This is a genomic window from Paraburkholderia sediminicola, from assembly GCF_046026675.1.
Lineage (GTDB): Bacteria > Pseudomonadota > Gammaproteobacteria > Burkholderiales > Burkholderiaceae > Paraburkholderia > Paraburkholderia sediminicola_F.
In genome coordinates, this window is the sequence record NZ_JAQQEY010000002.1 from 465,942 (window position 1) to 489,623 (window position 23,682).

Below are 23,682 nucleotides of genomic sequence, written 5' to 3' on the forward strand. Positions count from 1 at the left end.
AAGCGTGTGATGCAGCGGTGCGCTTTCATCCGCGCATCGCTGCCGGTTGAATGGCCGGCGCGATTCTTTGGATCGCGTGCCGTGACAACGTAGCTGGATTTTGCAACGTGACGCATAAAATAGTGGTGATGGGCGTGTCGGGCTCGGGTAAGTCGACACTTGCACGCGAGTTGGCCGTGGTGGTGGAGGGCGTTTTCATCGAAGGGGACGAGCATCACTCGGCGGAAAGCCGCGACAAGATGTGTCGCGGAATCGCGTTGTGCGACAGTGACCGCGAGCCGTGGCTGGACCGCCTCGCCGAGCAGGTGGACGATAGGCATGGGACGGCCGTGCTGTCCTGTTCCGCGTTGAGACGTCGCTATCGGGAGCGCATGCGCGCGCGTGTCGCCGGGCTGAGATTCGTGTTTCTCGACATCACGTTGTCCGAGGCGGTTGCACGGGTTTCTACACGGCTGCATCATGAGTTTCCAGCGACATTGGTGGCCGATCAATTCGCAACGCTCGAATCGCCTGTTGGTGAAGATGGTGTGCTCCACCTTTCTGCTTTGCAGGACAGCGCGTGCAGTCTGAGAGAGGTCATGCGATGGCTAGGCGAGCCGCATAGTGCTGGATGGAAGTCGGACGAATTAGCGTTGAAGAGGAGTTGAGTTGAACAACAATCTAAAGATGTTCGATCTGTCGGGGCGTCGTGCTCTGATTACCGGATCGAGTACGGGTATAGGCTATGCGCTGGCCAAAGGATTGGCAGGTGCCGGCGCTGAAGTGATTCTGAATGGCCGCAATGCGGCCAGGCTGGCAGAGGCTGTCAGCCGGTTGCGTGATGAGGGCGCGACCGCTCATGCTGCGAGCTTTGATGTGACGTCCGCCACTGAGGTCGACGCGGCGATCGCCGATATCGAACGCGAAATCGGTGCGATCGACATTCTCGTCAACAACGCCGGCATGCAACGCCGTGCGCCGCTCGAACAGTTTTCCCATGCTCAATGGGAAGAACTGATGAAGACCAATGTCGACAGCGTATTCCTGGTCGGTCAGGCGGTAGCGCGACACATGATTGCTCGCAAGCGCGGGAAGATCGTCAACATCTGTTCGGTACAAAGCGAACTGGGCCGTCCCAACATCGCGGCTTACACCGCGAGCAAAGGCGCGGTGAAGATGCTGACGAAAGGCATGGCGATTGATTGGGGGCAGCATGGCATCCAGGTCAATGGACTTGGGCCGGGCTACTTCAAGACGGAGCTGACCGAGGCGCTCGTCAAGGATGAAACGTTCAGCAACTGGCTGATTGGACGCACGCCATCGCGACGCTGGGGCGATGTGGAAGATCTCGTCGGCGCCGCTGTGTTTCTGGCGAGCGACGCTTCGAACTTCGTGAACGGCCACATTCTTTACGTGGATGGCGGCGTGACGGCCACGTTGTAGGGTTTGGTTTGTCGTGGCATAGTCGAACACGGCTTTGGAAGGACGTTGGATCGACTCAAGCGCAGCGCGTGGCAATTGAACAAGCCTGTCAATGAGCAGCGCGCAGTGCTTCGTCCGCAACAGCTAGCCGCGACGCCATGACCTTGACGACAAATCGATGAATTTGCTGCGCGGTCTCGGGATCGTTCTGCTCAAGCGCACGCAACGACTCGAGCGTCAAACGCCGGACACGCGCGGGACCCTCTGCAAGCACATCCGCGCTGCGCACCTGCTGCGTGTACACCGCCATTTCGCCGACGATGGTACCTGGCCCGAACGAGCGCAACCTGAAGGACCTGCCATCCGCAAGCCGCAGTAAGACGGTGACACGGCCGCGTTCGACAAAGTACATAGCGTCCCCCGGTTCGCCGTGACGGAACACCGGCTGCCCCGCGTCAAGCTCACGCACTTCCAGAAGGGCTAATAGCCTTTCGAGCGTGCACGACGTGAAATGCGGCGCGAGCATCGCCTGGAAATCCTCTTCGCCGCGCGGCAGCGCGCGTGAATCTGACGCGAGAAGTGTGTCTTCGACCCACTCCAGCCCAGCGTCCAGCGTAGCGAACTCGTGGATCCGGAGATTCAGCGTGCCGGTCTTCAGGAGCAGGTCACGCGAGCGCGCCGGCAGCCCCGTCAACACCAGGTCCGCGTCAAGCGTTGCACACAGCTGCCTGAGCTTGACGAAGCTGACCGATACGGACGCGTCCAGCCCGTTGGTCGAAGCGAAGTCGAGCACGACAAAGCGAGCGGGTACCGGCCCGCGCTGGGCTAGCCGTTCGCGCACGCGCTGCATGATCGAATTGGCGGTGCCGAAGAAGAGGAACCCCTGCAAACACGTTCCACACACCTGTGTACCTAGTTCGTGAAGCCGTCCGGTTGCCTCGATACTGCGCTCGACGTTCGATGTGCGCGTACTGCCATCGAACTCCATACGAACGCAACTGACACGGCCGTACAGCAGCGCGAACATTACACATGCGGCGATGACGCCGGCCACCACGCCCGGGACGACGCCGTAGAACGCAATAGCGCCCAGAATCAGCGGTACAAGCAGATACTCATACCAGTTGAGCTGGCGATATGCGCCCACTAGCCACTGGATCAACAGGCGCAGTCCCATGAAGAGCTGCAGCCCGACCAGCACCGGCACCGGAAATAGCGCCACCAGGTCCGGCGAGACGGCCAGCACGAACAGACACGCGAGGGAGGCGAAAACGCCCGCCATTCGGCTTGTCGCACCCGCGCGTGCGTTGAGCATCGATCGGTTGTACGACTGATAGCCGACCATTCCGCCTAACATCCCGCTCGCGATGTTGGCGATGCCGGCCGCCTTCATTTCGCGGTTCAGATCGATGTCTTCGCCCGTAGCCGCGCCAATCGCCGTCGAATTCATCAGGATCGTGATTGCCGAAATCGACGTGACCATGAGTGTCTCCGGCAAGTGCGCAACGATGGCCGACCAGTCGACGCTCCCGTGCGCCATCGATGCCGGCAGATGCAGCTCTGGAATCCGGATCGGGTGCAGCGCCACGCGCGGAAGCAACAATCCCATGTCGCGGGCGTCGCCGATCGACAGGCCTTCTGCAAGCAGAAACAGATAAAACAGCGCGACGCCGAAAGCAAGCGTGATCGGCAGCGCCGCGGCATGTTTCCAAGTGCGCGACAGGAGCGTGGCTAACGCGCACACCAGCACAGCGGGTACCCACACCAGCCAGTTCAGGTGCGTCACCAGCGCCAATGTGTGCCAGTTCAAGGGCGCGCCGGTCACTACCCGAAACGCGCCAGCCAGCAGGAGGTAGCCCGTACCGGCCAGGAAGCCGCCTACAACCGGGTATGGCAGGAATTGCAGGGAACGGCTGCGCTTCGACGAACCGACCGCATACAGAATGACGCCTGTCACCACGGAACACAGCGCGATGGCGATCAGCACTGTCAGCAGAATTGTCTGAGGCGTACCGCCGTTGGCGCGCACGCTGCTCGCGACGCCGGCCGCCACACCGGCAAGAAACGCCGTCGCGTTGCCGTCGGGTCCGGCGATATTCATGCGCATCGAACTCGTCAAGGCGATCACCAGCGCCGTCACTACGCAACTGATGAAAGCCGTGGGTACGCCAAGCTCGGCGTAACGGGCGAGATCCGCGCTAAAGATCAGGGTGCCCAGGCTCATTGCGTAGCAGAGCATGACCAGTGTCGACACCATGCCGGCCGACAGATCCCCGACCAGGCCCGTGATGCGTGGCCCGGAGCGGGCAACGGGGGAGGAACCTGTCGTAGCTGGCTTCACGGTGCTTCCCGGTGGGGGCGGATGAAATCTCGCCCGGTAGCCGTTTCCTTCACGCCGGACGTACACTGTATTTTAGGCGGGAAGGACTTGAACACGGAGTACGTTGCGCCAGTCGCAGCGCGGCGCCAGACGGTGCGCCGATTCGTATGATTGTTCGCGCGACGCGGCGCGGTTCGGGCATACGGTCGGCGACCCGCGCGGCGACGAGCTGCGACGAGCTGCGACGCAGCATGCGTGTTCGTTCATGCACCGGATTGGGCGGCGGCGATGGATATCGATCAGTGGCTGCATGCATTGGGGCTTGAGCAATACGCACCCGCATTTGCCGGGAACGACATCGATCTCGCGATGCTGGCACAGCTCGACGACGCGGACCTGAAAGAGCTCGGCATCCTCTCGCTCGGCCACCGCAAGCGCCTGCTGGCGGCGATTGCCGATCAGCGCGGCGCTGCACTATGCGCAGCGTCGCCCGTTGCGAATGCGCCTGCAAGCGAGCGCCGGCAAGTCACGATTCTCTTCGCCGATCTGTGTGGTTTTACCGCGCTGTCGCAGACGCTCGATCCTGAAGAGTTACGCGAGTTGACAGGTCGTTACACCGCGCTGGTCGATGGGATCGTCCTCGGTTACGGCGGCACGATCGACAAGCACATCGGCGATGCCGTGATGGCAATCTTCGGTGCGCCGCGCGCACACGATACCGATCCACTGCGCGCGGCGCGTGCTGCGCTCGAGATTCATGAGGCACTTAACGGACTGAGCGAGCATGCGTCGCCTCCGCTGAGGGCGCATGTGGGTATCGCCAGCGGCGAGGTGGTCGCGGGGCCGCTCGAGCGCGCAGATGTGCAGGACTACACCGTGCTCGGCGATTCCGTGAACCTCGCCGCCCGGCTGGTTGCCGCCGCCGGCCCCGGGGAAACGCTGCTCTCCGATAGCGTGCATCGCGCGCTGGGCAACGACGTGATGAGCGACGCCGTCGGCGCAATGCGCTTCAAGGGGATCGACTCGCCAGTGCGCGTCTGGCGTCTGCGCGGTCTCGCTTTTGAACCCGTCATGGCGAACCGCAGCGTGTTTGTCGGCCGCAAGGCTGAACTCGAGCAGTTCAAGGGCGTCGCCCGCACGTGCCTCGAGCAGCAAGCCGGCCACGTCGTCTATGTTCGCGGTGAGGCGGGCATCGGCAAGACGCGGCTCGTCGACGAAATGCGCCGTTTCGTCGAAACGCTGGGCTTTGCCAGCCACCGCGGCCTCGTGCTGGATTTCGGCGTGGGCAAAGGCCAGGACCCCATTCGCACTATTGTAGGCAGCCTGCTGGGCTTGCCGCCCGCGGCCGGCTCCGACATCCGGCGCGCGGCTGCCGAACGGTTTGCCACGTCCGGTGCCGTCGGCCCCGATCAGTTGATGTTTCTCCATGACATCCTCGACCTTGCGCAAACCGGCGAATGGCGCACGCTTTACAACGCGATGGACAACGCCGCCCGGACGCGAGGCAAGCGCACGGTTGCCGCAGCGATCGCGCAGGATGTCTGCCGGCACGGGCCCACCATGATTGTCGTGGAAGACCTTCATTGGGCGGACCCCCAGGTGCTCGGTTACCTGGCCGCCTTCGCCGTAGCGATCGCGAACGGCCCGGGCCTGCTTGTGATGACTTCGCGCGTGGACGGCGATCCGCTCGACGCGGCATGGCGGGCAGGTTGCCGCGGCACGCCCTTCGCCACGATCGACCTTGGCCCATTGCGCAGCGACGAGGCGCTGAACCTTGCCGGTAGCTTTATCGATGCGACCGAACGTATCGCGCGTGCCTGCATCGAGCGAGCCGGCGGCAATCCGCTGTTCCTCGAACAGCTCCTGCATAACGCCAAAGAAGGGAGTGAGGAGGCAGTCCCCGCGACGATCCAGAGCCTCGTGCTGGCGCGCATGGACCGGTTGACTTCGCGCGACCGCGAGGCCTTCCAGGCTGCCGCGGTCATCGGACAGCGCTTTGGTCTCCCCTTGCTGCGGCGGCTGATCGATGCACCGGAGTACGTATGTCACGGGCTTGTCGCCAACGCGCTCGTCTTGCCGGAGGGCGAAGATTTTCTGTTTGCCCACGCGCTCATCCAGGAGAGCGCCTACTCGACACTGCTGCGGGCACGCCGGCGCGAGTTGCATCGCCTCGCCGCCGACTGGTTTGCGGCGACGGATCCCGTACTGCGCGCCCAACATCTCGATCGCGCCGAGGACGAGCGGGCACCGCAGGCCTACCTCGACGCCGCGATCGCACAACGCGCAGCCTACTTTGCCGACGCGGCATTGCGGTTCGTCGAGCGAGGTCTGCAAATCGCGCAAACGGATAGGGATCGGCATGCGTTGATCTGTTTCAGGGGAGAACTCCAACGAGATCTCGGCGACATCGCTGCTTCGATCGCGACCTACCGTGCGGCGGTGGCTACCGCTCCAGACGAAGCGAGTCTCTGTCAGTCCCAGCTTGGGCTCGCCGAAGGTCTGCGGGTGAGCGAAGGCCTTTCCGAAGCCCTCTCGCTGCTCGACGCGGCCCAGCAAGTGGCGCAACGCCTGGATCAGGTGCCTGAACTCGCGCGCCTGCATCACCTGCGCGGCAACATCCTCTTTCCCCTTGGCAGGATCGACGATTGTCGCACCGAACATGAGCGCGGGCTCGCCTACGCACGGCGCATCGGTTCGCCGGAAGCGGAGGCGCGTGCGCTTGGCGGCCTTGCGGATGCGGCCTACGCGCAAGGACGCATGCGTACTGCTTTCGAGCACTTTAGCCGGTGCGTTGCGCTAAGCCGCGAACACGGCTTCGGCCGCATCGAGGTCGCGAATCGTTCGATGGCGGGCTTCAGCAGAATCTATCTCAACGAGGCACGCCCGGCACACGAAGACGTCAGCGCCGCTGCACGCGCCGCTGCGCTGGTCGGCCAGCCACGTGCACAGATGCTATGCGAAACGCTGGGCGCCTTTGCCAGCTACGAATTGGGCGACATGCGGGCTACGCTCGCCCATCTCGAGCGCGAGACGGTGATCATCCGTCAACTGGGCGCTCGCCGCTTCGAGGCACAGAATATGGAAATGCGGGCACGCGTGCTGCTTGCGAGCGGCCATCGGCGTGAGGCCACGGCGTTGTTACGTGAAGCGCTGGCGCTTTGCCGCGAGGTGGGCACGCAGTTCAGCGCACCCAAGGCGGTGGGCGCACTGAGCCGTGCCGTCGAGGATGACGGCGAACGCGCGCGTCTGCTCGCCGAAGGTGTCGACATGTTGAGCCGCGGCGCGGTTGGTCACAATCATCTGTGGTTCTATCGCGACGCCATCGAAGCGATGATGTCCGTCGGCGACGCGGCTGGCGCGCTGCGCTATGTCACTGCCCTCGAAGACTATACGCGCGCCGAGTCGCTGCCGTGGGCGGACCTGTTTGTGGCGCGCGGCCGTGCCCTCGCTCGCGCGCAGCAAGACTATTCCGGTGAAGGAATACAGCGCGAACTCGAGCGTGTGCGTGCAGCTCTCGCGGAAGCCGGGTTCAACAGTTATCTGCCTGCGGTGGACGCCTGGTTCGCGCGCTGAGATCGATAATCTTCAACATCTCGATGACCGAACCGGGCCACCCGTGCGTAACGATGTGGCGGAGTGCCTGCCGCGCTGTAGCATTGCTTCGGAATTTCCCGAAGTGCATTTCTCATGTTTGGCATTTTTCCGTTGAATTTGTTTGCCTAGACTCCGTTCCAGATAAACCGCTGGCCCGTCACAACGGGCGTTGTTGCCGCGAAGACGGCAGCAGCGCGTGCGCCGCACCTGGCTGAATCCATAACAGGACGGAGATAAGCATGTCTGAAAACAGCTACGAAACAGGTCGGCTCAATTTGCCGTTTGTTGGAATCTGCACGTTCGCGAAGTCTCCGTTGTGTCTTGACTGGGACAAGATCGACGCGGATGTCGCGGTGATGGGCGCTCCCTTCGACTGCGGTACGCAATGGCGGGCAGGCGCCAGGTTCGGCCCGCGTTCGATTCGCGATGCGTCGACCCTGTTTTCGTTCGGCCACGGCGGCGCATACGATTTCGAAGACGATGTCGTCTATTTGCCGAGCAACGAAGTTCGGATCGTCGATATCGGCGACGCGGACATGGTGCACACCAACACAGAGAAGAGTCACGCAAATATCGAGTACGGCGTGCGAAAGATCCTGGCGGCGGGTGCATTGCCGGTGGTGATGGGTGGCGATCACTCGATCAACATTCCCTGCATCAATGCGTTCGAAGGTCAGGAGCCGTTTCATATCGTCCATATCGACGCCCACCTCGATTTCGTCGACGAGCGTCACGGCGTGCGTTACGGCCATGGCAACCCGTTGCGCCGTGCCGCGGAGAAGAGCGTGGTGTCCGGCATGACGCAGATTGGCATCCGCAACGTGTCGTCCACCGCACGCGAAGGATACGCACAGGCGCGCGAGATGGGCTCGGACATCATCTCGGTGCGCGACCTGCGGCGTCTCGGCATCCAGGGCGTTCTGGACCGCATCCCTAAAGGCGTGCGTTACTACCTGACGATCGATATCGACGGTTTCGATCCGTCGATCGCGCCGGGTACGGGCACGCCCAGCCACGGCGGCCTGCTCTATTACGAAGGACTCGAATTGTTCGCCGGCCTCGCCGAGCAGGGTGACGTGATCGGCATCGATCTCGTGGAAGTCGCACCGGACTACGACCATTCCGGTTCGACTTCGATTCTGGCGGCGCAATTGCTGCTGAACACGATCGGCCGCGTGATGCATCAACGTAAGGTCAAGCGAAACCTCACCCGCTAAACGGGATTCCTTTGCGCCACGCGAGCGCGATTGCCGGTCAGGCTCATCGTGGACCGCAATCGCGTAACGCGGCGGGCGCTATTTGCTGCTTCGTGTAGCGCGGCTCACTTGTTTGGCCGCAGCCCGCAAGTGGTTGCAAAAGGCCTGCACCACCCGCGCCGATTCGCCGCCCTTGCGCGTGATGATCTGAAAGTCCAGATGGGTCACATAGTGCTCGGGATCGATGCGGGTCAACAGACCACTGTCTACCCAAGGCTGCGCGTAGTGGGGCGGTAGAAAGCCGATGTAGTTGCCCGACAGAATCAGCATGGCGCGGCCTTCGACGTTGTCGACCGAGGCCGCGGCCTGCGGCATGCGCAGCAGCTTGAGCTCCTGGTTGCCGAGATACGCGCGGGCAGCGAGCCGCTGTTTGCTGAGTACCGCAACGGGCACGCGTCCGCCTGCCCGCTCATACAACGGATGGGTCGACGCGCAATAGAGCCCCTGCTCCTCGCGATAGAGCGGCACGTAGTCGAGGCCGGGAATACGCGCGGGAAACGGCCCCACGGCGAGATGCAGGCGGCCGTCCAGCACGTGCTGCTCCATGCTCCCCGGTGTGTCGATCTGCACGTGCAGGCGGACTTCGGGCGCCATCTGGCCGAACTCGCGAATCGCTGCCGGTAGCGGCGAGTATTTATCAGTCAAGGTCGCTTCAATCATGCCGAAGCGCAAGACGCCGGAGAGCTGATTGCGCAACGCGCCCGCTTCCATATGAAACGTGTCGACGGCACCGAGCAGACGTTGCGCGGCGGCGTGCAACTCCGCGCCTTCTTCCGTGAGGCGAAAACCCGCGCGTCCGCGTTCACACAAGCGCAGCCCGAGGCGGGTCTCCAATTGCGACATGTATTCGCTGATGCTCGATGCACCAATGTTGAGAATCGGTTGCGCCGCGGCGAAACCGCCGCATCGCACGATGGTTTCGAAGATCCGCAACAGCTTGAGATCCGTGTCCTGAACTTGCATCGTGCCGCCCCTCGATTACTTCGGGAATTACCGAAATGTGTTTCATCAATGGTGCATTTTATTGAGGAATTTGGCTACACAGAATTGCTGTCAACCCCACTGCCCAACGTTCGGCGAAGCCATACGGACAGTGCGGCCCCAAAGCGATGTTTTTTGTGCCGAAGCGCAACGCGGCCACTTCCGGCGGCAAGGCGATCTGGCACGCCATGATGTGAGGAGAGCACGATGAAAAAGCCGTACGCAGGTGCAAGCTGGTTGGCAGCAGTCGCTTTGAGCATGATGTCGATGGGCGCGACGGCGGCAGAGCAGGTGGTCAAAATCGGTTTGACCGGACCCTTGACCGGCCCGCAGGCCGCCATCGGCAAGGACGACGAAAACGGCGTGAGGATGGCGATCGAGCGTCTGAATGCCCAGGGGCTTGTGATCGGCGGTCAGAAAACCCGTTTCGAACTGGTTTCGCAGGATGACGCCGCCGATCCGCGTACCGGCATGACGGTTGCGCAAAGCCTGGTCGATGCCAACGTGAAGGTCATTTTCGGGCCGTTCAATTCGGGGGTCGCAATTCCGATTTCAAATCTGGTGAACGTATCGGGAATCGTGATGGCGACCATCGCGTCGAATCCGTCGATCACGCAACACGGCTATCCGTTCGTGTTTCGCATCTCCGCGAGCGATACGCAACTGGGCAGCCGGATGGGTGAGTTTGCGGCCAAGCAGCTGAAGGTCAAGCGCATCGCGGTGATTGACGATCGGACCGCATATGGCCAGGGCCTCGCCGACGAATTCGTCAATGCGGCTAAAGCCAACGGCATCGAGATTGTCGATCGGGAATATACAACCGACAAGGCGACCGACTTCGTCTCGATCCTCACCCACGTCAAGGGCGCGAATGCGGAAGGGATTTTCTACGGCGGTTATTACGCGCAGGCCGGTGCGCTGCGCAAACAGATGAAGCGCCTTGCGATGAACGGCTACCTGCTCGGCGGTGACGCCATGTGCAATGCCGAACTGGCGAAACTCGGCGGCGACGCGGTCGATACGCGCGTGTATTGCCCGCAAGGCGGCCCGGTGCTCGATCAGACACCCCAGGGCCGTCAGTTTAAGGCGGACTACAAGCAACGTTTTCATACTGACCCGTTGACCTACAGCGCGGCCTTGTACGATGGCGTGAATATCGTGGCGCAGGCAATGCAGAAAGCCAATTCGATCGAACCGGCCCAGTATCGTGCCGCGCTCGCCGGCATCGATTCTCATGGTGTTTCAGGGCACTACCGGTTTGACAAAAACCGCGACCTGACAGACTCGCCAATTACGATTTATACCTATCGAAATGGCGAACCCACGCCGCTGGCGTCCACGCAGCCCTAGGCTCATGTCGCCCAACCATGGCGAAGGGTCGCGCTGCATGACACTGCGGCACCCCTACGCCATGGGTGCCGTCCGCTGAACCATACGGTAGCTTTCCATCAGGTCGATCATGAAGACCTGCAGGATGGTAGGCGGCGCGGCGGCCCGTCGTGTGATCGCGCAAAATGGCCAATGCGATCCGAGTTGCTCCGGACAGATCTGATGCATCTCGTCGCGCGCGACCCAACGGGCAGCGTAATGAATCGGCAGAAATCCGATGTAAGCGCCCGATAATATAAGGATGGCCTGCGCTTCGATATTGTCGACGGTTGCTGCGGCCTTGCTGACGTTGAGCATTCGCAGGTCGTGCTGCTGCAGATATCCCCGCGCTACGACACGGCTGGACGCGATGGCCTCGTCGAGCGCGGCGTCGCCAGGCGACCGGCCGGCGAGCGCGTGACCCTTGCCGCAAAATAGGCCGTCCGGTTCGCAATACAGGTCAGTGTAGGTCAGCCCCGGCACGTGAAGCGGAAAATGCCCGACTGCGATATGCAACCGGCCGTCCAGCACACGTTCTTCCAGTTCGGCGGGCGTGCCGACGTAGACATCCAGATGTACGTCGTGCCCTCTCGACACGAACGCTTGCAGCGCTTGCGGCAGCGGCGAGGCCGAGTCGGTCACCGTGTTGTCGATGATGCCGAGGTACAGCTTTCCTGAGATGTGTTTTTTTAGCGCATCCGTATCCACACAAAAGCTCTCTACCGCCACCTGCAGCCGCTGCGCCGCCTCGAAAGTGGCTACGCCGTGTTCGGTCAGGCGAAATCCGCTCCGCCCACGCTCGCAAAGCTTGAGCCCCAGGCGCGTTTCGAGCGTCGTCATTTGCTCGCTGATTGTCGACTGGCTAACGTTCAGGGTCGCCTGGGCAGCGGAAAATCCGCCGCACCGTACCACCGTCATGAAAACCCTCAGTAGCTTGAGGTCCACGTCCTGCAACTGGATCACGGTCGTTGCTCCCATTGCGGCGTTTGCTTCGACATTCCCGATATGAACATCTGATTCACGTGATTTTTACCCCCGGCCTTGTCGTCCATAGTCTCTCAAAACACCGCGCTGCCACAAGCCGCGTTTATATCGATGGACCCCGGTCGCTTTTGAACGGCTGAACCTGTCGGCTACAACGCAGGGTCCACGAACAAACGTGGCAGGAACAGGCGGACCTCGCTGCACGAAACCGGCCCATGAGAGGCCGAATAGAAGTCAATCCGTAAGACAGGAGACAATGATGGACAAGGTCGTACAGCATTACCTGGAGACGTTCGGCATCCGGGAAGAGACACAACGCTTTCTCACCAGGCCGCAGAAAATGTTGATTGGCGGTGCCTGGGTGGCGCAAGGCGACCGCGAATCCTGCGTGGTGCTCGAACCCTCCACCGCGGGCGTGATCACACACATTCCCTTGGGCACGACCGCCGATCTGGATCGTGCGGTCGACGCTGCCCGCAAGCAATTCGACGGTGGACCGTGGAGAAAGCTCAAACCCCTTGAGCGCGAACGGCTGCTGCATCGCCTCGCCGATCTGATCGAAGCGAACGCAACGGAGTTGGCTGAGATCGAATCGATCGACGTAGGCAAGTCTGTCGCCAATGCGCGCGATGTCGACGTACAAGGCACGATCGATACTTTCCGCTATTTCGCCGGTTGGGCGTCGAAGCTCCACGGCCGTACGGTAGAACCCTCCCTGCCTGGTGAATACGTTGCCTACACGCGCAAGGAGCCCATCGGCGTGGTCGGCGTCATCGTGCCGTGGAACTTCCCGTTGCAAACCATGGCGTGGAAGGTTGCGGCGGCGCTCGCTGCCGGTTGTACGACCGTAATCAAACCCGCCGAACTCACGTCGCTGTCCACTCTTCGCTTCGCGGAGTTGGTGCAGGAGGCTGGAATTCCGGATGGTGTCGTGAACGTCATAACGGGGCGAGGGCGCGAAATTGGCGCCGCTATGGCCGCGCATCCGGGCATCGACAAGATCACGTTCACCGGTTCCACCGAGGTGGGCCGAACTGTCGGGCAAGCGGCCGTGGGCGGCATTAAACGTATGACACTCGAACTGGGCGGCAAGTCGCCGGTACTCGTGCTCGAGGACGCCGACATCGAAGCGGCGGCCCAGGCTGTAGCAAACGGCGTCTTCTTCAATTCTGGACAGGTCTGCGATGCGGGCACGCGGGTCTACATCCAGCGCGGCATTCACGACAGATTCATTGGCGCGCTAGTCGAGCACACGCGTAAGTTGAAGATCGCACCGGGCCTCGATCGGGATTGCTTCATCAGCCCGCTCGTTTCCGCGCTGCAGAAGGATCGCGTCTCGTCCTATATCGAAGCCGGGCGGCGCGAAGGTGCGGAAATTGTGCATGGCGGCCATGTACTGGACCGGCCGGGTTACTTCGTCGAACCGACCGTCTTTACGCATTGCCGCAGCGACATGAAGATCGTCCGTGAAGAAATCTTCGGACCCGTGTTGGTGACCACCCCCTTTGACGATCTGGGCGATGCGTTGTCGCAGGCGAATGATTCGCCGTACGGTCTTGCTGCCGCGATCTACTCCAATGACCTGAACCGCGTTCACAAACTGATCCCGCAACTGCGCGCGGGTACCGTCTACGTCAATGCTCATAGCACGATCGATCCGTCGATGCCATTTGGTGGATTCAAGGAATCCGGCTTTGGCAAAGACCTCGGCCCCGAGCAACTCGATCATCTGATGGAGAGCAAGGCGGTCTGGATCACGCTGCACTGAGCCGTCAATGCGCCGGAGGCGTCTTCAGACGAGCGTGGCGCCGCGGCCAGCATGCATGCCGGATCAAATCTATTCCATCAACCTCTCATTGCTGTCAGGGGTACATGATGCAAGCAACAGACGAAGTAGTTAAAAGCACGGTAGTTGGCGTCGAGCATGGTGCGATCGAAGGTCATTCGATCGATTTTATTCCGGATAGCGAAAGAACGGACAGGTTGTCCAGGCAAGGGCCATTCTGGTTTCTGGGTAATTTCACATTCTTCACCATGACCATCGGCTTTGTTGGTCCCAGCATTGGCCTGAGCGCGCTGTGGACCACGATAGCCGGCACGCTCGGCATCATGTTCGGCACCTTGTTCATGGCCTTTCACGGCTCGCAGGGACCGCATCTCGGCTTGCCGCAGATGATCCAGTCGAGGGCGCAATTCGGTTATCGCGGGGTCATCGTCGTTCTGTTGGCGACGCTCTTCGTGTTTGCGGGATTCAACATCGTCAATCTCGTGCTGATGATGCAAGGTCTCAAAGCATTGTTTAACTGGGACCCCGTCAAGGTGGCGTTGGCCGTGACCGTGCCGGCTTCGGTTCTGGCGATTCTCGGCCACGACTGGATGCACCGTAGTTTCAAATGGGCGTTGTATCTGTCGCTTCCCCTCTACGGTCTGGTCACGGTGGCCGTCCTGATGCACTGGGTGCCCGACGTGCCCCTCGCCGCCGTCGCACCGGGCGCGACACCGACGCCACCGCTGGGCTTCAACTGGATTGCGTTCATTGCGCAATTCGCGGCCGCTGCCAGCTACAACATCGCTTACGCACCGTATGTATCCGACTACTCGCGCTACCTGCCGAAAAACACGCCGAGCGGCAAGCTGATCGCGGCGGTGTTCCTCGGCGCATCGCTGTCGGGTGCGTGGATGATCGCGATTGGCGGCTGGCTCGCGGACCATCTGCATGCAACCGATGTGCTGGTCGCATTGAGTCAGGTGGGTAACGACCTGGCGCCGGGGATGGGAAGTGTTGTGGTCGGCGTCACGATTCTGGCGTTTCTGCCGGTGATCGCAATGAACATCTATAGCGCCAAATTGACGGCTATCACAGCACTCGATTCGTTCCATAAAGTCCAGCCGACGCCCAAGGCTCGCATTCTGGCGATTCTCTTTGTGGTGATCCTTCAGCTGGGTGTTGCGCTTAGCATCTATACCTCGGGTAAGGGGCTCTCCGTCCTGAATATTTACCTCGTCGTCATGCTGTATTTTCTCGTGCCCTGGACCGCTGTCAATCTGACGGACTACTTCTTCGTCCGCAAGGGTCGCTATGCCATTCCGCACTTCTTCATGCCTCACAACAACCTGTACGGGACATGGGGTGCGCGCGGTCTGATTGCGTACGCGATCGGCTTTGTTGCGATGATTCCGTTCTTCTGCGTCCTCGACGGCACCAACGAAGTGTATGTGGGCCCGTTTGCCCGTGCGATGGGCAGCGTCGATCTGGCGTGGCTGGTCGGTCTGTTCGTCTCGGGCATCGCCTACTACGCCTTGTCGCGCTCGCTCGATCTGAAGTACGAGGAATCGGTCATTGCTCATATCGAGAAGACATCACCGCAATACACCACCGGCGACAAGGGTCGCTACTGAAACACGGACGAAACCCGTCAAGATCTGGAAAAGAGGCAAATATCATGGTTACCGAACAATTCGATTACATCATTGTGGGCGCCGGATCGGCCGGATGTGTGTTGGCAAACCGGCTTACCGAGGACCCGGCGGTCCGCGTTCTGGTGCTGGAATACGGCGGCAGCGATCGCAGCGTCATCATTCAGATGCCGAGCGCGTTTTCGATGCCGATGAATACGGCCAAGTACAACTGGCGTTATCAGACCGTGCCCGAAGCCCATTTGAATGGTCGTCAGTTGCATTGTCCGCGCGGCAAGGTGCTAGGAGGATCGTCGTCGATCAATGGCCTCGTCTATATTCGCGGCCACGCTTGCGATTTCGACGAATGGGAGGAACTGGGCGCGCGAGGTTGGGGTTACCGCAACTGTTTGCCCTATTTCCGCCGCGCCGAGACCTACAAGTTCGGCGGTGACGAGTACCGGGGCGCGGCGGGGCCGCTGTGCACCAACAACGGCAACAACATGGAGAATCCGCTGTACGGTGCATGGATCGAGGCGGGGGCAGAGGCCGGATACATCAAGACGGAGGATTGCAACGGCCATATGCAGGAAGGCTTCGGTGCAATGCATATGACCGTCAAGGATGGTGTGCGGTGGTCGACCGCGAACGCCTACTTGCGCCCTGCAATGAAGCGGCCGAATCTGACCGTAGTGACGAATGCGATGACACGTCACGTAATTCTCGAGGGCAAGCGCGCGGTTGGGGTCGCATACGATCAAGGCGGACGTACGCATGTCGCGCGTTGCCGTTCCGAAGTGTTGATCGCATCGGGTCCGATCGGCTCGCCGCACCTGCTGCAACGTTCCGGCATCGGGCCGGCCGACGTGCTGCGCAAGGCGGGGATCGAGGTCCGGCACGACCTGCCCGGGGTCGGCGAGAACCTTCAGGATCACGCGGAAATCTATATCCAGTACGCGTGCAAGGAGCCCGTCACGCTCAACACGAAAATGGACCCGTTCAGCAAATTCATGATTGGGTTGCGCTGGCTCCTTTTCAAGGATGGCCTGGGCGCCAGCAACCATTTCGAGGCGGGCGGATTCATCCGTTCCGAAGCCGGGTTGCGCTGGCCGGACATTCAATTCCATTTCTTGCCGGCCGCCATGCGCTATGACGGCGACAAACCGTTCAAAGGACACGGATTCATGGTGCTGACCGGTCCGAACAAGCCGAAGAGCCGGGGCCACGTGCGAGCGGTGTCAGCCGATCCCTATACGCATCCGGAGATCTGCTTCAACTATCTGGATCGGGAAGAGGACCGGGAAGGATTTCGACGCTGCGTGCGCTTGACCCGGGAGATCATCGGGCAGCCGGCGATGGACCGCTTTCGTGATGTTGAACTCGCTCCCGGTCCGGACGTGCAAACGGATGAGCAGATCGATGCCTTCGTCAGGGCGAACCTTGAAAGTACGATGCATCCGTGCGGCTCATGTCGCATGGGAGAGGATGACATGGCTGTGGTCGATTCCGAGTTACGGGTTCGCGGCATCGAAGGCTTGCGAGTCATCGATTCATCTGTTTTCCCGACCGAACCCAATGGCAATCTGAACGCGCCGACGATCATGCTGGCGGAACGCGCTTCGGATCTGGTTCGCGCGGCGTCTATGTTGCCCGCGTCCGATGCCGACGTGGGCCTGGCAGAAGGATGGGAGACGCGGCAACGCACGCGTGCGCCGACCCGAGATTTGCATGTCGGATAGCGCAGACGAGAAGCGCAGCAGTGAGCGTTGTGCTCGTCCTGCGCAGAGAGGCGATCCGTTGAGGGGTAGTGTTGATGTTCATATCCAGTCTCCTACAAGGATTTAACAGCGCAAAGAAACGGGGCGTTCCGCGGCCGCTGTCGCGAGGGCCACGCATTGCTGTGCAAGGACATCGGTTGGATCGACGAGACTGACGCGTGCGCCGGTCTTCCCCACGAAACTCGTCTGTGGCAATAAAAGCGGCAGCTCGGTACATCCCAGGACGATGACCTCAACGCCTTCCGCTATGAGCCCATCAATGGCAGCGGCGATGTCGTCGAGGCATCGCCCGGTAGTGAATCCTGCTTTTACCCCTACCTTGCCGTAGATCGCATCCATCACGCGGGCCTGCAATTCCGCGGCCGGAACGATTTGCCGCAGACCCTGCGATTCGAGGGCCTTTTCGTAGACACCGCTTGCGATCGTGCCGGAGGTTGCCAGCACGCCAACGGAGCGCAGCAGCGGAAACGTTTCGCGCAGATGGCGGACCGTAACCGTCAACATATTGACGATCGGTATGCCGAGGTACGGCTGGATACGTTCAACAAATGCGTGAGCGGTGTTACACGGAATCGCGATGAGGTCCGCGTCGCCCGACTCGAGCTTTTTACAGGTCGCGTAAAGCGAAATCGTCGGGTCGGGGCCGTCACCGATCAGGTTTTCTGTGCGATCGGGAATCTGCGGATTCTGTTCAATCAGAAGCCTGATATGGTCCTGATCCCGATTCGCCGGCGTATTGCGTACGATCTTCTGCATGAAGTCCACCGTCGCCGCGGGCCCAACTCCACCGACCACGCCCACTTTGAAAATGGATTCAGGCAAACCGTATTCGCCCGCAATCACATACTGCGCATACGCAAGATTCGAATCGATCAGCGGCACTCGAAATGAGCCCATTTCCTCCGCCACGAGCGCAATCTCCGTCAGACCCGGCACGATGATTTGTGCACCTTGTGCGATGAGGTCCTCGCACGCCTCGCGCAGAAGCGCGACAGGCCGGCCCGACAGATTTCCGCTCTTGATGCCGTTCGCGCCGTAGACGGCTTCGGTGATGAGATCGACGCCGTCGCGTGTGCGGGGATGAAGGACTTCAAATTCCGGCTCCGCGAAATACTTTTCGAATAACCCCTTTCGACGGGTGTAGTCCGAGGTCAGCACGCCGATTCGCCGTGCTGCCGGAAATTTTCTTCGAACATGGCTGCGGACGCCTTCCACCATATCGACAATCTGCAAAGGCGAGTTAGCCTTCAGTTCGTCGATAAACGTGTGGCTGAGAAAGCAGGGGAGTACGACGGTTGTCATCCCTCTCTTCTCGAAGCCGCTAATCATGTCGAAAATGTACAGTTTCCGTTGAGTCGTCGCCTCACTTCCTATGGCCGCGCTTCGGAAGGGATGCTGCTCAAAAATGACATCGACGTGTTCGGCATCGCTCGAAGCGGGCGTCGATTTGACGAGCTTGAAAAAGACATCCGCGCTCGCCAGTGGCCCCAGACCGCCCACCACACCGAACTTTTTCCCGCTCAGCACGTTTGCGCTGATCATTTTGCTTCGCCTTGCAGTTGGCCCAGGACAACGTTGTTCTCTGCGTCGTGCTGCCTGGCAACCCGCCTGGCTTCCCACTTCGCGATAACGGCCGTCGCGATACTGTTGCCGATGACGTTCGTGGCGGTTCGCCCCATATCGAGAATCTGATCGATGGCGAGGATCAACACCACGCCGGACGGAGGCAAATGAAACATCGGGGCAACGGCCGCAACCACCACCACGGAACCTCTTGCGACGCCGGCCATCCCCTTGCTGCTCAACATAAGCACTAGCAACATCATGATCTGAGTGCTGAGCGGCATGTCGATGCCGAAGGCTTGCGCGATAAAGATCGCAGCAAACGCCTGGTACATCATCGATCCGTCGAGATTGAACGCGTAGCCGAGCGGCAACGTGAAGCCGACGACCTTCTTGTCGATACCGAACTGTTCAAGCTTCTCAGTGAGGCGCGGATAAGCGGCTTCACTGCTCGCGGTAGAGAAGGCCAGCATCGCGGGCTCACGGACCGCTTTAAGCAACCTCCAGATCGATTTGCGCAGAAAGACGTGACCAACGAGGATAAGCACAGCCCACAGCAGGACGAGACCAAGGTAGAAGCTTCCGACGAGCTTGCCATAGGTGGTCAACACGTCCAGGCCGTGTACCGTAATCGCGGAGGCAAGGGCGCCGAAGACACCAATGGGGGCGAGCCGCATCACATAGTCGGTCAGCTTCAGCATCGCGGGGACGAGTGCATCAATGCCTGCGATCAACGGTGTGACGCGTGGGTCCGTCTTGATGGCACTCAGGACCACACCAAACAGCACGGAAAAGACGAGGATTTGAAGAATGTCATTCCGAGCCATCGCATCGATGATGCTGGAAGGGAACGCATGCGTGACGAAGTCCTTGAAGTTCAGACCCGCGGTGTTGAGACCGGTGGCAACATCGGAACTGGTCTGCGTCATATGCAAGCCGGCGCCAGGCTGCAGTGCATTCGCAAGGACAAGGCCAAGCGTGAGCGAGAAAAGCGACGCGCACACGAACCATCCCACCGACCTGAAGCCGATTCTGCGCACGTCGCTCGTCCCTTCCATTCCGGCGAGCCCGGACACCAGCGTGGCGAAGACGAGCGGCGCGATAATCATCTTCACGAGGCGCAAGAAGATGTCGGTAATGATCGAGAAGTAACCGGCGATTGTCTTGGCTTCCGCAGCATCGGCTACGGTCCGATGGCACACGTAGCCGACAATCACGCCGAGCACCATGCCGATCACAATATAAAACGTTAGGCGGTTTTTCATTTCCATCAGTCCGAGGAAGGCGCACTGAGGTCTGACGCGACCACCGTACGCTGGCAGGAGGCAAAAACGCCGCTAGAGGAGCGACGTTTCTGTGTATGGACGGATGATAGAGATGATCAAAAAAGACTCAATGCGGGTCCTGCATGGGAATATGCGAGACTCGCATAACGCGGGATTACCCTTAATCGACAGCCTGCGATTCGGCGCGAAGGTGGCGCCAGAGCGTGTCCAGAAACTCACTGCGATTCGAGGCATCCCGGTAGACGCGAAGTTCAACTTCGAGATGCCACGCATCCCGTCCGGCCGGCACGAGTTCGCCCGCATCGAGCTCGGCGACGATCGAGCTTTTTGGCAGCCAGGCAACGCCTTCGCCTTCCAGGACCAGTTTCTTAAGGACCTCGGCCATGTCGGATTCGTAGTGAGGCCGCAAAGCCGGGATTGCGTCGACGCGGCTCAGGAGGAGTGCGAGGCAGCGGCCGAAATAGCTGGTTTCCGTGTACGTGATCAACGGCAATGGACGCGTCGCCGTGCCCGGCAACCGGAAGATGGGCGCGCCACGTGGGTTTGGCCGGCAGACAGGCATCAGTACATCGACGCCTACGGTGAGATGCTCGTACCTGATCGGGTCGAGATGGAGAGGCAGCTCCGGGTGATGATAGGCAAACATCAGTTCGCAGTTGCCGTTCACGAGCATCAGGATGGAGTCGTGGACATTGGTGGGTATCACCCGGGCACGTACCTCCCCGAAACGGGCAGTGAGCGCCTTCAACCAGGCCGGCAGGAAACTTAGCGCGATCGTATGGCCCGCTGCAATCTGCAAGCCTTTACCCGCCATGCGTTGGTCGATGCGAATGATCGCTCGCGTATCGAATAGCTTCCCAAGAATATCTACCGCGGCCTCACGAAACAGTTGTCCGGCAGGCGTCAGCGTGGGAGGAAAGCTGCTTCGGTCGATGAGGTCCGCGCCCACCCACTGCTCAAGCGACTGAATACGCCTGCTGAAGCCCGACTGGGTGACATTCCGAAATTCCGCCGCCCGCGAGAAGCTCTGATACTGGGAGAGCGCGATGAAGTCCTCAATCCACTTGATTTCCATGTCGGGTCCGATGTGTGCGGCGAGTGAGCGTGCCTGGAAACGAGTGTGTAATTCTACGGCTACGCTGTAGTGAGTCGATCAGGTTGTGACTCGCACAGTTGCACTACCTCCCTGCATGGCCGACGATCGCAGCCGCTCCGCATCTCGCCCCGGCGGCCTTCCGAACAGCCGGCTGTACTCACGGCTGAATTGCGAGGCGCTGTCATAGCCAACGCTCAGCCCGACGCTGGCAATGTCCTTCGACGTGGTCAGCAGTTGTGCGCGGGCTTCCTGAAGCCTGATCTGCTTCTGATACTGCAGCGGGCTCATGGCGGTGACGGCGCGAAAGTGCCGATGGAATGAGGACACGCTCATCGCCGCCAGCTCCGCGAGCCCTTCAGTGTGAAGTATCTCCGCATAGTGCATGCGGATCCAGCGAATTGCGCGCCCGACGTGCGACAGGCGGCTATCGGCAAGGCCGACCTGCCGCAGTAGCGCACCCTGGCTTCCTGTGAGTATCCGCCACAAGATTTCGCGCTCGATCATCGGCGCGAGAACGGGCACGTCTTCCGGATGCTCAAGCAACCGCAGCAGTCGCACAAATGGGTCAAGCAGTTCGGGCGTCGCTTCGCCGACAGCCGCGCCGAACGGGTTCATCATCACAGGTGCGTCCGAAGCGGTGTCGAGCAACAATGAAGCGATAGTCGCGGGTTTCAATTTCAGGCCCACTGCCAGAAACGGCTTTTTCTCGCTCGCTTCGATCACGTGTCCGGACATTGGGAGATCGACGGTCACGACCAGACATTGTCCGGCGTGATATTCGAGGATCTGCTCGCCGAGGGTCGCGCGCTTTGCGCCCTGGGCGACCAGAGCGAATACCGGCTCGTAGATGCGATGAACCGACTGCGTTTGTGCAGTCGACACCGACACGATGACCCCAGGCAGGCTCGTTGCCGTCACGTCGTCGACAGCATGGCGGCCAATCAGCGTGCGAAGTTCAGCGAGCGTATCCATAACTCAAACGTATCCTGGCCGGCCATGAAAGCGCAAGCAGATCTGCCCGAACCCGCTCAATCTGAGAGGATTGTGCAAGAGCTTGCGCGGTTCAGTCTACCGTGCCGCACTCGCGCGATGGTTTCATTGGAACTAGCCAGTCGGCTCATTTTCCAGGAGAAACTTTATGTCGCTCGATTCATACGTCACGCTCGGATCTTCTGGTCTGCGCGTGAGTCCCTTTTGTCTTGGGACGATGACCTTCGGTGAAGACTGGGGTTGGGGCACGAGCCCCGCCGAATCCGAAGCCATACTTTCGGAGTACCTGGAGCGCGGTGGGAATTTCATCGATACGGCCAACATCTATACGCTGGGCCACTCGGAAAAAATCATCGGAGACTTCTTTGCGGCGCGCAAGGACCGCCGTCATCGCAGCGTCATTGCGACGAAGTTTGTCGGCAACCTGCACGTTGGCGATCCGAACGGCGGAGGCGCCGGACGCAAGGCAATGGTCGAACAATGCGAAGCGTCGTTGCGCCGCCTGCAGACGGATTACATCGATCTCTACTGGATTCACAACTGGGACCGGACCACGCCGATCGACGAGACGATGCGCGCGCTCGACGACCTGGTTGCCTCCGGCAAGATTCGTTACATCGGAATCTCCGACACACCGGCCTGGAAGGTCGCGCAAGCGCAGACCATGGCGCAGTTTCGCGGCTGGAACCGGATCATTGCGATGCAAGTCGAGTATTCGCTGCTGGAGCGGACGGCCGAAGGCGAACTGATACCGATGGCCGAAGAACTCGGCATAGGTGTCATGCCGTGGAGTCCGCTGAAGAACGGCTGGTTGTCGGGCAAATACACGCGCGAAAATATTCAAGCCGTGAAGTCCGAACGTTCGGCGCTTGTCGGTGTGCCGGGCGACAAGGAGTTTCCGGTGATCGACGTGCTTGTGGCGGTCGCCGCTGAACTTCAGGTGAGCCCCGCTGCGGTCGCGCTCGCGTGGGTTCATCAACGGCGCGGCGTGACGTCGACGATCGTCGGCGCGCGACGTATCGATCCACTTCGAACCAACTTGACTGCGCTGGACCTCGAACTCAGCGCCGCGCAGATCGCGATGCTCGACGAAGTGTCGAAGCCCGCGCTCAACTTCCCCGCAGATATCAACGCTCATCTTTCGCCGAGTTTTATCTTCGCCGGTGCTACGGTCGACGGTCAAGCGACGCAAGCGTTGCCCCTGGTCACTGCAAGCAGCGTTCGGTACTGATGCAAATGATATTCGACGCCGAGCAACGCTCGGCGTCGAAGTATTGAAACGCGCGAAGGATACTAAACCAGGAGGATTGCTTACCGTATTGGAAGCAGAATTCAATCCTGCGGCGCTCAGATAATCAGCTGCCGCGATACAAACTGCTGAGCTGAGCGAGCTGACCATTTCGCTGGGCTTGTACCAGTTCGTGGCGGACCTCTGCGCGCGTCTTCTGCATTGCGCCAGTTTGGCTCGGGTTCCATTGCTGCACTTGCACGACGGCCGATTGAGCACCGGTTGTTGCCGGAGCTTCAGAGGCGTGAGCGAAGCCAGCCGTAGCGAATGCAGCGAATGCCAAAGCGATCATTGAAGTTTTCATGTCGTTCTCCGTGAACCAATCAATTAAAAGGAAGGCGCCGCGATGTCAGGAGCAAGGCAGCAATTCGGTCAGTCATC

The 23,682-nt window shown here is 60.5% G+C and carries 17 protein-coding genes; 9 read left to right on the plus strand and 8 right to left on the minus strand.

The genetic code is table 11. The features are described from left to right. Positions 1-50: 50 nt before the first annotated feature. Positions 51-647: a gluconokinase gene (locus PQQ86_RS21990; protein WP_408271557.1), complete on the plus strand. Its 597-nt coding sequence runs from the start codon at positions 51-53 to the stop codon at positions 645-647. Positions 648-666: 19 nt separating this feature from the next. Beyond that, a complete protein-coding gene (locus PQQ86_RS21995; protein ID WP_408279297.1) occupies positions 667-1,422 on the plus strand; it encodes a glucose 1-dehydrogenase in 756 nt (251 codons plus the stop codon). An 88-nt stretch (positions 1,423-1,510) separates the two neighbouring features. Here PQQ86_RS21995 and PQQ86_RS22000 read toward each other — a convergent pair whose 3' ends face one another. Continuing rightward, on the minus strand, positions 1,511-3,742 hold the full coding sequence (locus tag PQQ86_RS22000; RefSeq protein ID WP_408271560.1) for a SulP family inorganic anion transporter: 2,232 nt from the start codon (positions 3,740-3,742) through the stop codon (positions 1,511-1,513). Positions 3,743-3,976: 234 nt separating this feature from the next. On the opposite strand from PQQ86_RS22000, the gene PQQ86_RS22005 reads away from it, so the two are divergent. Further along, positions 3,977-7,294 (plus strand): adenylate/guanylate cyclase domain-containing protein, encoded by a 3,318-nt coding sequence (locus tag PQQ86_RS22005; RefSeq protein ID WP_408271563.1) that lies wholly within the window; start codon positions 3,977-3,979, stop codon positions 7,292-7,294. A gap of 260 nt (positions 7,295-7,554) precedes the next feature. After that, a complete protein-coding gene (gene speB / locus PQQ86_RS22010; protein ID WP_172310263.1) occupies positions 7,555-8,532 on the plus strand; it encodes an agmatinase in 978 nt (325 codons plus the stop codon). A 78-nt stretch (positions 8,533-8,610) separates the two neighbouring features. Here the strand turns inward: speB and PQQ86_RS22015 are convergent, their stop codons facing one another. Beyond that, positions 8,611-9,534, minus strand: coding sequence for a LysR family transcriptional regulator (locus tag PQQ86_RS22015; RefSeq protein ID WP_408271566.1), 924 nt, complete (start codon positions 9,532-9,534; stop codon positions 8,611-8,613). A 225-nt stretch (positions 9,535-9,759) separates the two neighbouring features. Between PQQ86_RS22015 and PQQ86_RS22020 the strand changes: the two genes are divergently transcribed. Continuing rightward, the gene (locus PQQ86_RS22020) at positions 9,760-10,902 is read left to right on the plus strand and encodes a branched-chain amino acid ABC transporter substrate-binding protein (protein ID WP_408271570.1); all 1,143 of its coding nucleotides are present in this window, start codon (positions 9,760-9,762) and stop codon (positions 10,900-10,902) included. 54 nt (positions 10,903-10,956) lie between these two features. Here PQQ86_RS22020 and PQQ86_RS22025 read toward each other — a convergent pair whose 3' ends face one another. Continuing rightward, the gene (locus PQQ86_RS22025; RefSeq protein WP_408271573.1) at positions 10,957-11,883 is read right to left on the minus strand and encodes a LysR family transcriptional regulator; all 927 of its coding nucleotides are present in this window, start codon (positions 11,881-11,883) and stop codon (positions 10,957-10,959) included. Positions 11,884-12,163: 280 nt separating this feature from the next. Here PQQ86_RS22025 and PQQ86_RS22030 point away from each other — a divergent pair, with 280 nt between their 5' ends. The 3 genes from PQQ86_RS22030 to betA all read left to right on the plus strand — a co-directional run bounded on the left by PQQ86_RS22030 (position 12,164) and on the right by betA (position 17,039). Then, on the plus strand, positions 12,164-13,672 hold the full coding sequence (locus tag PQQ86_RS22030) for an aldehyde dehydrogenase family protein (protein ID WP_408271575.1): 1,509 nt from the start codon (positions 12,164-12,166) through the stop codon (positions 13,670-13,672). 104 nt (positions 13,673-13,776) lie between these two features. Next, positions 13,777-15,303: a purine-cytosine permease family protein gene (locus PQQ86_RS22035; RefSeq protein WP_408271578.1), complete on the plus strand. Its 1,527-nt coding sequence runs from the start codon at positions 13,777-13,779 to the stop codon at positions 15,301-15,303. A 44-nt stretch (positions 15,304-15,347) separates the two neighbouring features. Next, positions 15,348-17,039, plus strand: a complete 1,692-nt coding sequence (gene betA / locus PQQ86_RS22040) for a choline dehydrogenase (RefSeq protein ID WP_408271581.1) — start codon at positions 15,348-15,350, stop codon at positions 17,037-17,039. Between the two features lie 102 nt (positions 17,040-17,141). Here betA and cuyB read toward each other — a convergent pair whose 3' ends face one another. The 4 genes from cuyB to PQQ86_RS22060 all read right to left on the minus strand — a co-directional run bounded on the left by cuyB (position 17,142) and on the right by PQQ86_RS22060 (position 21,995). Continuing rightward, a complete protein-coding gene (gene cuyB, locus PQQ86_RS22045) occupies positions 17,142-18,620 on the minus strand; it encodes a cysteate racemase (RefSeq protein WP_408271584.1) in 1,479 nt (492 codons plus the stop codon). After that, on the minus strand, positions 18,617-19,906 hold the full coding sequence (locus PQQ86_RS22050) for a dicarboxylate/amino acid:cation symporter (RefSeq protein ID WP_408271586.1): 1,290 nt from the start codon (positions 19,904-19,906) through the stop codon (positions 18,617-18,619). The genes cuyB and PQQ86_RS22050 overlap by 4 nt, the downstream gene beginning before the upstream one ends. A 181-nt stretch (positions 19,907-20,087) precedes the next feature. Beyond that, positions 20,088-21,002 (minus strand): LysR substrate-binding domain-containing protein, encoded by a 915-nt coding sequence (locus PQQ86_RS22055; protein ID WP_408271588.1) that lies wholly within the window; start codon positions 21,000-21,002, stop codon positions 20,088-20,090. 78 nt (positions 21,003-21,080) lie between these two features. Then, the gene (locus PQQ86_RS22060; RefSeq protein WP_408271591.1) at positions 21,081-21,995 is read right to left on the minus strand and encodes an AraC family transcriptional regulator; all 915 of its coding nucleotides are present in this window, start codon (positions 21,993-21,995) and stop codon (positions 21,081-21,083) included. 166 nt (positions 21,996-22,161) lie between these two features. Here PQQ86_RS22060 and PQQ86_RS22065 point away from each other — a divergent pair, with 166 nt between their 5' ends. Beyond that, complete coding sequence (locus PQQ86_RS22065; protein ID WP_408271594.1) at positions 22,162-23,244, plus strand: aldo/keto reductase; 1,083 nt, start codon at positions 22,162-22,164, stop codon at positions 23,242-23,244. 124 nt (positions 23,245-23,368) lie between these two features. Here the strand turns inward: PQQ86_RS22065 and PQQ86_RS22070 are convergent, their stop codons facing one another. After that, entirely contained in the window at positions 23,369-23,605 is a 237-nt protein-coding gene (locus tag PQQ86_RS22070; protein ID WP_408271597.1) for a DUF4148 domain-containing protein, read from the minus strand. Positions 23,606-23,682: the final 77 nt, after the last annotated feature.

Coding starts and splice junctions, on each gene's coding strand:
- PQQ86_RS21990 (WP_408271557.1), top strand. CDS start 51: ATGGCCGGCGCGATTCTTTGGATCGCGTGCCGTGACAACGTAGCTGGA.
- PQQ86_RS21995 (WP_408279297.1), top strand. CDS start 667: ATGTTCGATCTGTCGGGGCGTCGTGCTCTGATTACCGGATCGAGTACG.
- speB (WP_172310263.1), top strand. CDS start 7,555: ATGTCTGAAAACAGCTACGAAACAGGTCGGCTCAATTTGCCGTTTGTT.
- PQQ86_RS22015 (WP_408271566.1), bottom strand. CDS start 9,534: ATGCAAGTTCAGGACACGGATCTCAAGCTGTTGCGGATCTTCGAAACC.
- PQQ86_RS22020 (WP_408271570.1), top strand. CDS start 9,760: ATGAAAAAGCCGTACGCAGGTGCAAGCTGGTTGGCAGCAGTCGCTTTG.
- PQQ86_RS22030 (WP_408271575.1), top strand. CDS start 12,164: ATGGACAAGGTCGTACAGCATTACCTGGAGACGTTCGGCATCCGGGAA.
- PQQ86_RS22035 (WP_408271578.1), top strand. CDS start 13,777: ATGATGCAAGCAACAGACGAAGTAGTTAAAAGCACGGTAGTTGGCGTC.
- betA (WP_408271581.1), top strand. CDS start 15,348: ATGGTTACCGAACAATTCGATTACATCATTGTGGGCGCCGGATCGGCC.
- cuyB (WP_408271584.1), bottom strand. CDS start 18,620: ATGATCAGCGCAAACGTGCTGAGCGGGAAAAAGTTCGGTGTGGTGGGC.
- PQQ86_RS22050 (WP_408271586.1), bottom strand. CDS start 19,906: ATGAAAAACCGCCTAACGTTTTATATTGTGATCGGCATGGTGCTCGGC.
- PQQ86_RS22055 (WP_408271588.1), bottom strand. CDS start 21,002: ATGGAAATCAAGTGGATTGAGGACTTCATCGCGCTCTCCCAGTATCAG.
- PQQ86_RS22060 (WP_408271591.1), bottom strand. CDS start 21,995: ATGGATACGCTCGCTGAACTTCGCACGCTGATTGGCCGCCATGCTGTC.
- PQQ86_RS22065 (WP_408271594.1), top strand. CDS start 22,162: ATGTCGCTCGATTCATACGTCACGCTCGGATCTTCTGGTCTGCGCGTG.
- PQQ86_RS22070 (WP_408271597.1), bottom strand. CDS start 23,605: ATGAAAACTTCAATGATCGCTTTGGCATTCGCTGCATTCGCTACGGCT.